The organism is Streptomyces sp. NPDC001443 (genome assembly GCF_053597355.1).
The window spans coordinates 13,335-26,728 of the sequence record NZ_JBSFIA010000018.1; the positions used below are offsets into that span (position 1 = coordinate 13,335).

The window sequence follows — 13,394 nt, forward strand, 5'->3', positions numbered from 1 at the left end:
TCGGGGTTGCGGTGGGCGGGCGAGGGGTCGCCCGGTCGGGGTTGCGGTGGGCGGGCGAGGGGTCGCCCGGTCGGGGTTGCGGTGGGCGGGCGAGGGGTCGCCCGGTCAGGGTTGCGGTCGGCGGGTGAGCGGTCGCCCGGTCCGGGTTGAGGCGGGCGGGCGAGGGGTCGCCCGGGGCGGGTTGCGGCCGGGTGGGTGAGAGGCCAGTAAGAAGGGCGGCCTGGGCAAGATCATCAGGTTCGTCCGGCCCTCGGCGCTTGGCAGACTGGGTCCGTGCCCCAGACTGTGCTGCTCGCCGAAGACGACCGCGCCATCCGCCACGCACTGGAACGCGCCCTGGCCCTGGAGGGCTACCAGGTCACCGCGGTCGCCGACGGCGTGGAGGCGCTGGCGCACGCCCACCGCACCCCGCCGGACGTGCTCGTCCTCGACGTGATGATGCCCGGCATCGACGGACTCCAGGTCTGCCGGGTGCTGCGCGCCGAGGGCGACCGCACCCCGATCCTGATGCTGACCGCGCTGGTGGAGACCGCCGACCGGATCGCGGGCCTGGACGCCGGAGCGGACGACTACGTCGTCAAGCCCTTCGACGTCGAGGAGGTCTTCGCCCGGCTGCGCGCCCTGCTGCGCCGCACCACCCCGAACGAGACCGCGGCCCCCGCCGACACCGCGGCCCCCGCCGACACCGCGGGCGAGACCCCGCCCGGCGCGCCGTCCGGATCTCCGGCCGATCCGTCGACCGGGACGGGAGCGGGTACGACATCGGCCGCGCCCTCGGCTCCGGCGTCCGGCTCGGTGCCGGGCCCCGCGCAGCCCGGCCGGCACATCGAGGCGGCCGGTCTGCGGATGGACCGGCAGGCGCGCAGGGCCTGGCGCGGCGGACGCGAACTGGAGCTCACCCGGACCGAGTTCGAGCTGCTGGAACTGCTGGTGCGCAACGCGGGCATCGTCCTCGACCACTCCACCATCTACGACCGCATCTGGGGCTACGACTTCGGGCCCGGCTCCAAGAACCTCGCCGTGTACGTGGGTTATCTGCGCCGCAAGCTCGACGAGCCCGGCGCGCCGCAGCTGATCCACACGGTGCGCGGTGTGGGTTATGTGCTGCGGGAGGACTGAGTGGGCCGTTTCCGGCGGCTGCTGACCTGGCGACGGCCCGGTCTGCTCTCGCTGCGCACCACCCTCGCGGTGTCGTTCGCGGCGGTGGCCGCGGCCGTCACCGTGCTCGTCGGCATCCTGTCGTACAGCGCGGCGGCCCGTCTCGTGCGGGTGGACCAGCAGACCGTGTTCGACGAGGTCGTGCAGGACCTGCGCGACGAGGTCGGTCAGCACCGCATGACGCCCGACGACTTCTCCTCCGCCGAGCCCGGCCACGACGTCGTACGGCCCCCGCGCACCGATGTGCAGGTGCTCGGCCCGGACGGCGCGGTCGTCGACCGGGGCAGTCCGGGCCTGCCGGTCGCCGCCGACGACCGGAAGGTCGCCGCGGCCGCCACCGCCGGTCTGGTCGCCGAGCACAAGGACGTCGACGTCGGCAACGACGTCTACCGGGTCGCGACCGTCTCCCTGGGCGGCGGCCGGGGCGCGGTCCAGGTCGCGCAGGAGTTCAGCGACACCGAGGACCTGCTGCGCACGCTCCAGCAGCGCACCCTGGTGCTGATGGCGGCCGTCGTCACCGCGGCCGGTCTGTTCGGCTGGTGGCTGGCCCGGCGCGTCACCCGCCGGCTGGTCGTCCTCACCTCCGCCGCCGAGGACGTCGCCCGCACCCGCCGCCTGGGCGTGCAGGTGCCGGTCACCGGATACGACGAGGTGGGTCGCCTGGGCCGCGCCTTCGACCGGATGCTGGGCCGGCTCGCCCAGTCGGAGGAGGACCAGCGCCGGCTGGTCCAGGACGCCGGTCACGAGCTGCGGACCCCGCTCACCTCACTGCGTACGAACATCTCGCTGCTGCGCAGGATCGACGAACTCCCGCCCGCCACCCGGGAGGATCTGGTCGCCGATCTCACCCAGGAGGCGCGCGAGCTGACCGACCTGGTCAACGAGCTCGTCGACCTGGCCGCGGGCCAGTCCGACGCCGAGCCCGCCCAGCAGGTCGACCTGGCCGACATCGCCGAGGACGTGGTCGGCCTCGCCCGCCGCCGCACCGGGCGGGAGATCGTGCTGCGCGCGAGCGGCGACACCACGGCCCACGGGCGCCCCGGGCTGCTCCAGCGGGCGATGTCCAACCTCGTGGAGAACGCCACGAAGTTCGACCGCGACGGCACCGCGCCCATCGAGCTGCACATCGCGGGCCCGGCCCGGCCCGGCACGGTCCGGGTGGAGGTCCTCGACCGGGGCCCCGGTGTCGCGGGCGCCGATCTGATCCGCATCTTCGACCGTTTCTACCGGGCCGCCGACGCCCGCGCCCTGCCCGGCTCCGGTCTCGGCCTGTCCATCGTGCGGGAGGTGGCGCTGGCGCACGAGGGCGCGCCGTTCGCGTTCCGACGGGAGGGCGGCGGCTCGGTCATCGGGTTCACCGTGGGCGGGGGGCCGGTGGAGGGGCGGGGGCGGGGCGAATCCTGAGCCCCCTCCCGCTCGTCCCCTCCTGACGAGGTCAGTTCTCCTCGGCACCGGCACCGGCACCGGTGCGGCGGGCGTAGGCGCGGGCGGCGCGGGCGCGGTCGCCGCACCGGGTGGAACACCAGTGGCGGCGGCCGTGCCGCAGCAGATAGCGGTTGCAGGGCGGTGAGCCGCACGCGGTGAGCCGGTCCGCGTCGGAGCCGGTGAGCAGGTCGGCGGCGTCGGCGGCGAGGGTCGCCAGGGCGCGCTCGACGATCCGGGTGGTGGGGTGGGACAGGGCCCGGTGCAGCCCGCGGGTGGCGTCCCAGTTCAGCAGGGAGACCGCGGGCGCCCGGGTGAGCGCGTCGTTGAGACCGTTCAGGGCGCTGCCCGGGGCGGGGTGGCCGTCGACCCGGGAGGAGATCAGGGCGCGGATCTGTTCGCGCAGCGAGCGCAGCTGGGCGGCGCAGGTCTCCCGCAGCTCCGCGCCGGCCGGCGCGAGACCGTGGTCGACCAGCCAGCCGGTCGCGGCGGCGGGGGTGCCCAGCAGGTCGAGGACCTGCCCGCCGGTCAGCGCGACGGCGCTGTTGGCGAGGTCGAGGGCCGGATACCGGTCCGCTCCGGGCGCGACCGGTATCCCGCCCTCCTCGGGCGTCACGGCCCCCTGGGACCCCTCGTGCTCGTCGGGCATCTCGGCCCCGGTCTTCCACATAGCTCTCATGGTACGCCTTGCGTCCATCCGTGAGAAGCGACTACCGTATCTCACGGATAAACGACTTCTCATCCGTGAGGTGTTTTCTGATGGCCCCTGTCGACGCGACCACCGAACAGATTCCCGTCCGGGTCTTCGGCGGACCGACCGCCCTGATCGAGTACGGCGGACTGCGTCTCCTCAGCGATCCGACCTTCGACGGGACCGGTCACTACCCGACCCCCGGCGGGCCGACCCTGACCAAGACCGTCCCGTCCCCCGTCGAGCCGGGCGACCTCGGCCCCGTGGACGCGGTGCTGCTCTCGCACGACGAGCACCCCGACAACCTCGACCGCTCCGGCCGGGCCCTGCTCGCGGACGTGCCGCTCACCCTCACCACCCGCGGCGGCGCGGGCCGCCTGGGCGGCACGGCCCGCGGGCTGGCCCCCTGGGAGTCCGTGCGACTGGACCGGCCCGACGGCGGCACCGTCACCGTCACGGCCGCCCCCGCCCTGCACGGCCCCGAGGGCGCCGAGCCGATCTCCGGCGAGGTCATCGGCTTCCTGCTGACCTCGGACGACCTGCCCACGGTCTACGTCAGCGGCGACAACGCCTCGCTCGACCTGGTCAGGGAGATCGCGGGCCGGTTCGGCCCGGTGGACACCGCCGTGCTCTTCGCGGGGGCGCCCCGCATCCAGCCCCTGTTCGACGGCGCCCTGCTCGTCCTCGACGGTGCCGGAGCCGCCGAGGCCGCCGGGATCCTCGGCGCCCGTCGGGTCGTACCCGCGCACTGCGACAGCTGGGCGCACTTCACGGAGACCCGCGAGGACCTGGTCGCGGCGTTCGAGGCGGCGGGAGCGGCGGACCGGCTGCAACTGGACTGAACCGGCACCGCGCGACGCCGGCCGGGCCCGCTGCCGCCGACCGGGGCGGGCCCTGCGTGCGCGAGGCGGGGCTTCTGGGCGCGCAAACGGCGAGGGCGGAGCCCGCAAGCTCCGCCCGTTCGTAGGAAACCTCAGGTCCGAGAACCTTCAGGTCCGAGAACCTTCAGGTCCGAGAACCCTCAGGTCACGGCCACACCAGGCAGTACGGCTGGTGCCCCGCCTCGTGCAGTCGGTGGGAGAAGTCCTGCCACTCGTGCAGGAGCTGGTAGACGTTGAACGCGTCCCGCGGGCCACCCCGGTCCGGCACGGTCGACCAGATGAACGCCGCCGCGCCCACCGCCTCCTCGCCCACGTCGCGCAGGGGGTCGACGACCGTGGTCGGGAGCTTCACGACCGCGTAGTCGGGGTGCAGGACGACCAGTTCCAGCGGGGGCACCTTGTTGAGGGGGACACCCTGGATGCCGGTCAGCACCATGGCCGCCATCGTCTCCGGCTTGATCTTGGTGAACATGCCACCCATGCCGAGCTCGTCGCCGCCGAGTTCCTCGGGACGCATCGAGATCGGGACGCGGGCCGCCGTCGCGCCGTCAGGCGCGCCGAAGTATTTGTACGTCACCCCCACCCGACCACCATTCCTGCTACCGGCCCTGAGCCGGTCGACCTCACGGTCGAGCCGGTCGGACTCCAACGGTGCACCATGTGCCTGAAGTGTTTCGTGCGGCTCCTCCGCCTCGCGCCGGTGTTTTCCCCGTTGGGCGCGTCGAGGACCCAGACCGTCGGTCCCTTCGCCCAGCCCGCCACCGCGATGCATATCTCCACCCGACTGCTTTTCTAGGACGCGTGGCCCCCGCCGCGCAACCCGATCATCGTGACAGTGACCTCCCCCACGGTCGCTCGCCGAAACGTGCGCTGAAACAACGGCCCACAGGATCTTCGCAGCCGAGAGCGAGCCCTGTACGAGCCCCTGAGCGAGCTCCCGGGCAGGCCTTCGAGCGAGCCCGGGCAGGCGCGCGCGGTCCGGCACGGCTCGGCCCGTCCGTAGCTCTGTGTATCAGGTGCCAGTTTCGCAGATGGTACGTGGCGGTCCACCGATTTGCCCGGTCCGGTCCGGGTCGGCCGTCTCCTCCGCTCGGACCGTTCCGGCTCGGGCACGGTCGGTCACGACCCGTCGTCCGGCCGGTGCGCTGGGCGCCCCGCTGCTCCCTGCCCTTCCCCGGCCCTGGCCTACCCTGAGGTTGTCACGCAGCAAGCGGAGTCCGAACAAGTCGGAGAAGGTCGGAGAAGTCGCAGGTCATGAGCGAATCGCCCTCTTCAGGAGCGCCCTATCCCTACGAAGCGCCTGCCTCGCAGGCCCTGTTCGACCGCGCGGCCGCCGTCACGCCGGGCGGGGTGAACTCCCCGGTCCGCGCCTTCCGCGCGGTGGGCGGTACGCCCCGGTTCATGGTGTCCGGCACCGGTCCGTACCTCACCGACGCGGACGGGCGGGAATACGTCGACCTCGTCTGTTCCTGGGGCCCGATGATCCTCGGTCACTCGCACCCCGAGGTCATCGCCGCGGTGCAGGCGGCCGTCTCCCGCGGTACCTCCTTCGGTACTCCCGGTGAGGGCGAGGTCGCGCTCGCCGAGGAGATCGTCGCACGGGTCGAGCCCGTACAGCAGGTGCGGCTGGTCTCCAGCGGCACCGAGGCCACCATGTCCGCGATCCGGCTCGCGCGTGGGTTCACCCGGCGGGCCAAGGTGATCAAGTTCGCCGGCTGCTACCACGGGCACGTCGACTCCCTGCTGGCCGCGGCCGGCAGCGGGGTGGCAACCTTCGCGCTGCCCGACACCCCCGGCGTCACCGGCGCCCAGGCCGGCGACACCATCGTGCTGCCGTACAACGACCTGGAGGCCGTGCACGAGGCGTTCCACCGGCACCCGGGTGAAATCGCCTGCGTGATCACCGAGGCGTCGCCGGGCAACATGGGCGTCGTGCCGCCGCTGCCCGGCTTCAACCAGGGCCTGAAGGACGCCTGCGCGCAGAACGGCGCGCTGTACATCTCCGACGAGGTGATGACCGGCTTCCGCACCAGCAAGGCCGGCTGGTACGGCGTCGACGGGGTCCGGCCCGACCTGATGACCTTCGGCAAGGTCATGGGAGGCGGCTTCCCGGCCGCCGCCTTCGGCGGTCGCGCCGACGTCATGGAGCACCTCGCGCCCGCCGGGCCGGTCTACCAGGCGGGCACCCTCTCCGGGAACCCCGTCGCCACCGCCGCAGGTCTCGCCCAGCTGCGCCTCCTCGACGACGCCGCGTACGCCAAGGTCGACGCCGTGTCGCGGCAGATCCAGGCGCTCGTCTCCGAGGCCCTGGGCAAGGAGGGCGTCGCGCACACGCTGCAGACCGCCTCCAACATGTTCTCCGTCTTCTTCACGGACCGCCCGGTCCGCAACTACGAGGACGCCAAGGCGCAGGAGTCGTTCCGCTTCACCGCCTTCTTCCAGTCGCTGCTGGCGAACGGCGTCTACCTGCCGCCCTCGTCCTTCGAGTCCTGGTTCGTCTCCACGGCCCACGACGAGCGAGCGATCCAGCGGATCGCCGACGCCCTCCCGGCGGCGGCCCGAGCGGCCGCGGAGGCCACGGCGTGAGCATCGACAACCGCTTCGACAACCGCTTCGACAACGGCGGCGGCACCGGCGCGAGCGACGGCGAACTCACCGTCGTCCACCTCATGCGGCACGGCGAGGTCCACAACCCGGACGGGATCCTGTACGGGCGACTGCCCGGCTACCACCTGTCCGAGCTCGGGCGGCAGATGGCCGACCGGGTCGCCGAGCACCTCGCCTCCCGCGACGTCACCCACGTCGTCGCCTCCCCGCTGGAGCGGGCGCAGGAGACGGCGACGCCGATCGCCAAGGCGCACGGGCTCGACCTCGCCACCGACGGCCGGCTCGTCGAGGCCGACAACGTCTTCCAGGGCAAGACCTTCGGCGTCGGGGACGGCGCGCTGCGCAAGCCCGACAACTGGAAGCACCTGGTCAACCCGTTCAAGCCGTCCTGGGGCGAGCCCTACGTCGACCAGGTCGTACGGATGATGGGGGCGCTGGACGCGGCCAAGGACGCGGCCCGCGGCCATGAGGCCGTACTGGTCAGCCACCAGCTCCCGATCTGGATCGTGCGCTCCTATGTCGAGCGGCGGCGGCTGTGGCATGATCCGCGCAAGCGGCAGTGCACGCTCGCCTCGCTGACGACCTTCACGTACCAGGGCGACAAGATCGTCTCCGTCGGCTACACCGAGCCGGCCCGCGATCTCGTCCCGGCCCATCTCCTCGCCGGCGCCAAGCCGGTCAAGGGGCAGGGCAAGGCCTTCGGGGCATAGCCGCCGGTACGGACCCAGGGGTACGGGCGGGGGCGCTGACGCCGACGCGAAAGCGACCTCCGGTGTTCCATGGCCCGTTCGTGACAGCCGTCGCGAGATCCGTGTGATCGCGCGGAACCTCCTCGTTCGTCGCGTCCTCTCAACGAGTGACCAGCAGAGAACGCGACGAACGGGGGATGCCATGCGCAATCCGACTCGAAGGGGAGCACTCGCTCTCGGCGCGGGCGCCGCGACCGCCGCCAGCCTCGCGGGATGCGGCACCTCCGCACCCTCGAAGGGCGCGACCCGCGCCGCCGGTTCCGCGAGTCCCCGGGGTTCCGCGAGCCCCTCCGTGACCCCCGGCGGGCAGCCGACCCACATCGCGCGCCCCCTCGGCGACGGCTCGACCTCCTTCAGCGGCCGTCAGCCGCACCAGCCCGCCGCCCCCGTGCCGCTGGAACCCGGCCAGCAGCCGCCGCAGTTCGTCGTCTTCTCCTGGGACGGAGCCGGCGAGGTCGGCAACGGCCTCTTCCCGCGCTTCCTGGACCTCGCCAGGGAGCACGGCGCGAGCATGACCTTCTTCCTGTCCGGGCTCTACCTGCTGCCCGAGTCGAAGAAGCGGCTCTACGACCCGCCCAACAACCCGCGCGGCGCCTCCGACATCGGCTACCTCACCGACGACCACGTCCGCGCGACGCTCACCAACATCCGCCGGGCGTGGCTGGAGGGCCACGAGATAGGCACCCACTTCAACGGGCACTTCTGCGGCGGCAGCGGCTCGGTCGGCCACTGGACCCCGCGGCAGTGGAAGAGCGAGATAGCCCAGGCCAAGGCATTCGTGAAGGAGTGGCGGACCAACACCGGCTGGACCGACCTGGAGCCGCTGCCCTTCGACTACGACAAGGAACTCGTCGGCGGCCGTACGCCCTGTCTGCTCGGCCAGGACAACCTGCTGCCCGCCGCCCGCGAACTCGGCTGGCGCTACGACGCCTCCTCGCCCGGCGGCCGCCAGGTCTGGCCCGGCAAGCGGCAGGGCATCTGGGACCTGCCGTTGCAGCAGATGCCGTTCCCCGGGCACCGCTTCGAGGTCCTCTCCATGGACTACAACATCCTCGCCAACCAGTCGGTCAACTCCACCAACGCGCCCGCCCACAACTACCCGCACTGGCGTCAGCAGGCAGCCCAGGCGTACATATCCGGCTTCCAGCGGGCATACGAGACTAACCGGGCGCCCTTCTTCATAGGCAACCACTTCGAGCACTGGAACGGCGGCATCTACATGGACGCCGTGGAGCAGGCGTTCCTGCACATCGCGCGGGAGAAGGAGAAGGGCGCGGACGTACGGCTGGTCTCCTTCCGGCAGTTCACGGACTGGCTCGACGTACAGCGGCCGGAGGTGCTGGCGAAGCTGCGCACGCTGGACGTGGGTCAGCGGCCGGCCGGCGGCTGGCAGGGGTTCCTCGCGCCCGCCCCCGCGAACACCCCCGGCGCCCCCGCGAACCCCGGCACCCCCACCGGCACCCCGGCGAACTCCGCCCCCGCCACGGCCACCTGAAACGCCACCTGAAACGCCGCCTGAAACGCCGCCTGAAATGCGGGTTTCCGCCCGCAAGGGGGGTGCGCAAGATCCCCAGAACGGTCATGCGAAACTTTTCACATGAGTGCCGCCACCCGCACCTCCCCGCGTTCGACGACCAGGAACCGCTCGCGTCGCGCCGCCCTGGGCACCGCCGGCATCGCCGGTGCCGCCGTGGCCGCGCTGCTGCTGTCCGCCTGCACGTCCGGGGGCACGTCCGGAGGCGGCGGCGACACCAACTTCGTCCTGGGCAAGGACGGCATCGCGACCGCCGACAAGGGTGAGCGGGCCGCCGCCCCCGACCTGTCCGGTGAGACGGTCGACGGCAAGCGGCTCGACGTCGCCGCCTACAAGGGCCAGGTCGTCGTCCTGAACGTGTGGGGCTCCTGGTGCCCGCCGTGCCGCGCCGAGGCGTCCGGCTTCGAGAAGGTCCACCAGGACCTCAAGGGCCAGGGCGTGCAGTTCGTCGGCATCAACACCCGCGACACCAGCACCAGCCCCGCCCGCGCCTTCGAGAAGCAGTACGGCGTCAGCTACCAGAGCCTGTACGACCCGACGGGCAAGCTGATGCTCCGCTTCGCCAAGGGCACCCTCAACCCGCAGGCGATCCCCTCCACGCTCGTCCTCGACCGGGACGGGAAGATCGCCGCCCGCTCGCTGTCGGCGCTCAGCGAGGAGAAGCTGCGCAAGATGATCTCCCCGGTCCTCGCGGAGAAGTGACGTGACCGGAGTGTCCCTGCTCGCCGCGGCGACGGACCCGAACCCGACCGTGCTCAACGGTGCGCTGCTCGTCGCTCTGCCGCTCGCCGTGCTCGCCGGCCTCATCTCCTTCTTCTCCCCGTGCGTCCTGCCGCTCGTCCCCGGCTATCTGGCCTACGTCACCGGTGTCACCGGCACCGACCTGGCCGAGGCCCGGCGCGGCCGGATGGTCGCGGGCGCCTCGCTGTTCGTGCTCGGCTTCATGGCCGTGTTCGTCTCCGGCGGAGCGCTGTTCGGCTACTTCGGCTCCACGTTGCAGGACAACAAGGGCGTCCTGACCAAGGTGCTGGGCGTGCTCATGATCCTCATGGGCGTGTTCTTCATGGGGCTGATGCCCTGGCTCACCCAGCGGGAGTTCCGCTTCCACCGCAGACCCGTGACGGGACTGGTCGGCGCGCCGCTGCTGGGCGCGCTGTTCGGCATCGGCTGGACGCCGTGCATCGGACCGACCCTCTCCTCGGTACTGGCCCTGTCCGCCCAGCAGTCGAGCGCGGGCCGCGGTGCCATACTGACCGTCGCCTACTGCCTGGGCCTCGGCGTGCCCTTCGTGCTCGCCGCGGTCGCCTTCCGCAAGGCGCTCGGCGCCTTCGGCTGGGTCAAGCGCCACTACGCCTGGGTGATGCGCATCGGCGGCACGATGATGATCGTGACCGGTCTGCTGCTGCTGACCGGCGCGTGGGACCGCATCGTGCAGGACCTGCAGACCTGGTCCACCGGCTTCACTGTGGGGATCTGATCCATGAGCAAGACGACGACCGGCACGCCGACCGACGGGGCCGCGACCGCCCCCGACGACCTCGGCGCCGCCGGTTCCCAGCTGTCCACCGCGCCCCTGGAGTCCTTGGCGAACCCGCCCGGTATGGGCGTCGTCGGCTGGGCCCGCTGGTTCTGGCGGCAGCTCACCTCCATGCGGGTCGCGCTGCTGCTGCTCCTGCTGCTGGCGCTCGGCGCGATCCCCGGCTCGCTGATCCCGCAGTCCGGGACCGACGCGACGAAGGTCGCCGACTTCCGGGACGCCCACGCGACCCTCGCCGCGGTCTACGACAGGCTCGGCCTCTTCCACGTCTACAGCTCGGTGTGGTTCTCCGCGATCTACATCCTGCTGTTCGTCTCCCTCATCGGCTGCATCGTGCCCCGCACCTGGCAGTTCGTCGGCCAGTTGCGCGGCCGCCCGCCGGGCGCGCCCAAGCGGCTGACCCGGCTGCCCGCGTACACGACCTGGCGCACCGAGGCCTCGCCCGAGCAGGTCCGTGAGGCCGCGCTCGCGCTGCTGAAGAAGCGCCGCTTCCGCGCCCACCCCGTGGGGGACGCCGTCGCGGCCGAGAAGGGCTATCTGCGCGAGGTCGGCAACCTGGCCTTCCACATCGCGCTGATCGTGATGCTGACGGCCTTCGCCTGGGGCCAGCTCTTCAAGTCCGAGGGCAACAAGCTGGTCGTCGAGGGCGACGGCTTCTCCAACACGCTCATCTCCTACGACGACTTCAAGTCCGGCAACCTCTTCGGCACGGACGACCTGGTGCCGTTCAGCTTCGTCCTGAAGAAGTTCACCGGCACCTACGAGCTCACCGGCCCCAACAAGGGCACCCCGCGCACCTACCAGGCGGCCGTCACCTACAGCGAGGGCGCCTACGGCAAGGAGCGCGCGACGACCGTCAAGGTCAACGAGCCGCTGGAGATCGGCGACTCGAAGGTCTACCTCACCGCCCACGGCTACGCCCCCGTGGTGACCGTCAAGGACGGCAAGGGCGACGTCGTCTTCCACAACGCCGTACCGCTGCTGCCGCTGGACTCCAACGTCACCTCCTCCGGTGTCGTCAAGGTCATGGACGGCTACAAGAACCCCCAGGGCGTGTCCGAACAGCTCGGCTTCCAGGCGTTCTTCCTGCCCACCTACGGCGGCGGCAGCGTGGTGTCCTCGCAGTTCCCGGCGATGCTGAACCCGGTGCTGAACCTGGCGCCGTACCACGGTGACCTCGGGGTCGACTCGGGCATCCCGCAGAGCGTGTACCAGCTCGACAAGACCCACATGAAGGACTTCAAGGACGCCAAGGGCCAGCAGCTGCGGCAGAACCTGAAGCCCGGCGAGACCATGACCCTGCCGAACGGCGCCGGCTCGATCACCTACGACGGCACCAAGGAATGGGCGAACTTCCAGGTCACGCAGCAGCCCGGCAGCGGCTGGGCCCTGGCCGGCGCGACCGCCGCGATCTTCGGTCTGGCGGGCTCCCTGTTCATCCAGCGCCGCCGGGTGTGGGTCCGTGCCACGCGCGGCGCGGACGGGGTGACGGTCGTCGAGATGGGCGGCCTGGGCCGCAGCGAGTCCGCGAAGCTGCCCGAGGAGCTCGGCGACCTCGCCGGGACCCTGTACGACCAGGCCCCCGGGGCCCCCGACCCCGACGACCCGTCCGAATCCCCCGACACCCCAGCCGTACCTGCCGAAGGGGCTGAGAAGAAGTGACTCTCGCCACCGCGACCAACGAACACCTCGCGAGCATCAGCAACACGCTGATCTACTCGGCGATGGCCGTCTACACCCTGGCCTTCTTCGCGTACATCGCCGAATGGCTCTTCGGCAGCCGCAGCAAGGTCGGCCGCACGGCCGCCGCGCTGACCACCGCACCGGCCGCGAAGAGCGGACCGGCCGTCACCGTGCAGACGGCCGGCGGCACGGCGGTGCTGGAGCGGCCGAAGGTCGTCGTGCGGTCCGCGACCGGATCCCGCGACGTGCCGGACGGACCGGGCGCGCACGGCGGCGACGTGCAGGGCGACCTGTACGGGCGGATCGCCATCTCGCTCACCGTGCTCGCCTTCCTCGTCGAGCTGGGCGGCGTGATCGCCCGCGCGGCCTCGGTGGAGCGGGCGCCGTGGGGCAACATGTACGAGTTCAACATCACCTTCTCCACGGTCGCCGTCGGCGTGTACCTCGTGCTGCTCGCGCTGAAGAAGAACGTGCGCTGGCTCGGCCTGTTCCTGATCACCACGGTCCTGCTCGACCTCGGTGTCGCCGTCACGGTCCTGTACACCGCCAGCGACCAGCTCGTGCCCGCGCTGCACTCGTACTGGCTGTACATCCACGTCTCGACGGCGATCCTGTGCGGCGCGGTCTTCTACGTCGGCGCGGTCGGCACGATCCTCTACCTCTTCAAGGACTCCTACGAGAACAAGCTCGCCGAGGGCGGCAAGCCCGGCCGCTTCGCGACCTCGTTCCTGGAGCGGCTGCCCGCCTCGGCGTCCCTCGACAAGTTCTCCTACCGCGTCAACGCGGCCGTCTTCCCGCTGTGGACGTTCACGATCATCGCGGGCGCGATCTGGGCGGGCGACGCCTGGGGCCGCTACTGGGGCTGGGACCCCAAGGAGACCTGGGCGTTCATCACCTGGGTCGCCTACGCCTGCTACCTGCACGCCCGCGCCACGGCCGGCTGGAAGGGCCGCAAGGCCGCCTACATCGCCCTGATCGCCTTCGGCTGCTGGCTCTTCAACTACTACGGCGTCAACATCTTCGTCTCCGGCAAGCACTCGTACGCGGGCGTCTGACCGCCCTCCGGCGAAGGCCGGTTCCTGTGACCCAGGTCACGGGAACCGGCCTTAGTCGTGCGGACAGTCAGAGGGGT

The 13,394-nt window shown here is 71.7% G+C and carries 12 protein-coding genes; 10 read left to right on the forward strand and 2 right to left on the reverse strand.

From position 1 onward, the window contains the following. Nucleotides 1-273 precede the first annotated feature (273 nt). Entirely contained in the window at nt 274-1,119 is an 846-nt protein-coding gene (locus ACWC24_RS19825) for a response regulator transcription factor (protein ID WP_450664133.1), read from the forward strand. Beyond that, nucleotides 1,120-2,562, forward strand: a complete 1,443-nt coding sequence (locus tag ACWC24_RS19830; RefSeq protein WP_450664134.1) for a HAMP domain-containing sensor histidine kinase — start codon at nt 1,120-1,122, stop codon at nt 2,560-2,562. It begins immediately after the preceding gene. Nucleotides 2,563-2,593: 31 nt separating this feature from the next. Here ACWC24_RS19830 and ACWC24_RS19835 read toward each other — a convergent pair whose 3' ends face one another. Continuing rightward, nucleotides 2,594-3,229, reverse strand: a complete 636-nt coding sequence (locus ACWC24_RS19835; protein ID WP_450664247.1) for a CGNR zinc finger domain-containing protein — start codon at nt 3,227-3,229, stop codon at nt 2,594-2,596. A 110-nt stretch (nt 3,230-3,339) separates the two neighbouring features. Between ACWC24_RS19835 and ACWC24_RS19840 the strand changes: the two genes are divergently transcribed. Further along, nucleotides 3,340-4,113, forward strand: a complete 774-nt coding sequence (locus ACWC24_RS19840; RefSeq protein ID WP_450664135.1) for an MBL fold metallo-hydrolase — start codon at nt 3,340-3,342, stop codon at nt 4,111-4,113. Between the two features lie 184 nt (nt 4,114-4,297). On the opposite strand, the gene ACWC24_RS19845 is transcribed toward ACWC24_RS19840, so the two are convergent. Then, nucleotides 4,298-4,924: a hypothetical protein gene (locus ACWC24_RS19845; protein WP_392620289.1), complete on the reverse strand. Its 627-nt coding sequence runs from the start codon at nt 4,922-4,924 to the stop codon at nt 4,298-4,300. Nucleotides 4,925-5,406: 482 nt separating this feature from the next. On the opposite strand from ACWC24_RS19845, the gene hemL reads away from it, so the two are divergent. From hemL to ccsB, 7 genes are all read left to right on the forward strand, one after another. Then, the gene (gene hemL, locus ACWC24_RS19850) at nt 5,407-6,738 is read left to right on the forward strand and encodes a glutamate-1-semialdehyde 2,1-aminomutase (RefSeq protein WP_450664136.1); all 1,332 of its coding nucleotides are present in this window, start codon (nt 5,407-5,409) and stop codon (nt 6,736-6,738) included. A gap of 83 nt (nt 6,739-6,821) precedes the next feature. Then, nucleotides 6,822-7,469 (forward strand): histidine phosphatase family protein, encoded by a 648-nt coding sequence (locus ACWC24_RS19855; protein WP_450664248.1) that lies wholly within the window; start codon nt 6,822-6,824, stop codon nt 7,467-7,469. 181 nt (nt 7,470-7,650) lie between these two features. Beyond that, entirely contained in the window at nt 7,651-9,003 is a 1,353-nt protein-coding gene (locus tag ACWC24_RS19860; protein ID WP_450664137.1) for a hypothetical protein, read from the forward strand. 102 nt (nt 9,004-9,105) lie between these two features. After that, on the forward strand, nt 9,106-9,744 hold the full coding sequence (locus ACWC24_RS19865) for a TlpA family protein disulfide reductase (protein ID WP_450664138.1): 639 nt from the start codon (nt 9,106-9,108) through the stop codon (nt 9,742-9,744). 1 nt (nt 9,745) lies between these two features. Then, a complete protein-coding gene (locus tag ACWC24_RS19870) occupies nt 9,746-10,519 on the forward strand; it encodes a cytochrome c biogenesis CcdA family protein (RefSeq protein WP_338017690.1) in 774 nt (257 codons plus the stop codon). 3 nt (nt 10,520-10,522) lie between these two features. Continuing rightward, a complete protein-coding gene (gene resB, locus ACWC24_RS19875) occupies nt 10,523-12,241 on the forward strand; it encodes a cytochrome c biogenesis protein ResB (protein ID WP_450664139.1) in 1,719 nt (572 codons plus the stop codon). Further along, nucleotides 12,238-13,317 (forward strand): c-type cytochrome biogenesis protein CcsB, encoded by a 1,080-nt coding sequence (gene ccsB, locus ACWC24_RS19880; RefSeq protein ID WP_450664140.1) that lies wholly within the window; start codon nt 12,238-12,240, stop codon nt 13,315-13,317. The genes resB and ccsB overlap by 4 nt, the downstream gene beginning before the upstream one ends. The last annotated feature ends 77 nt before the right edge of the window (nt 13,318-13,394 follow it).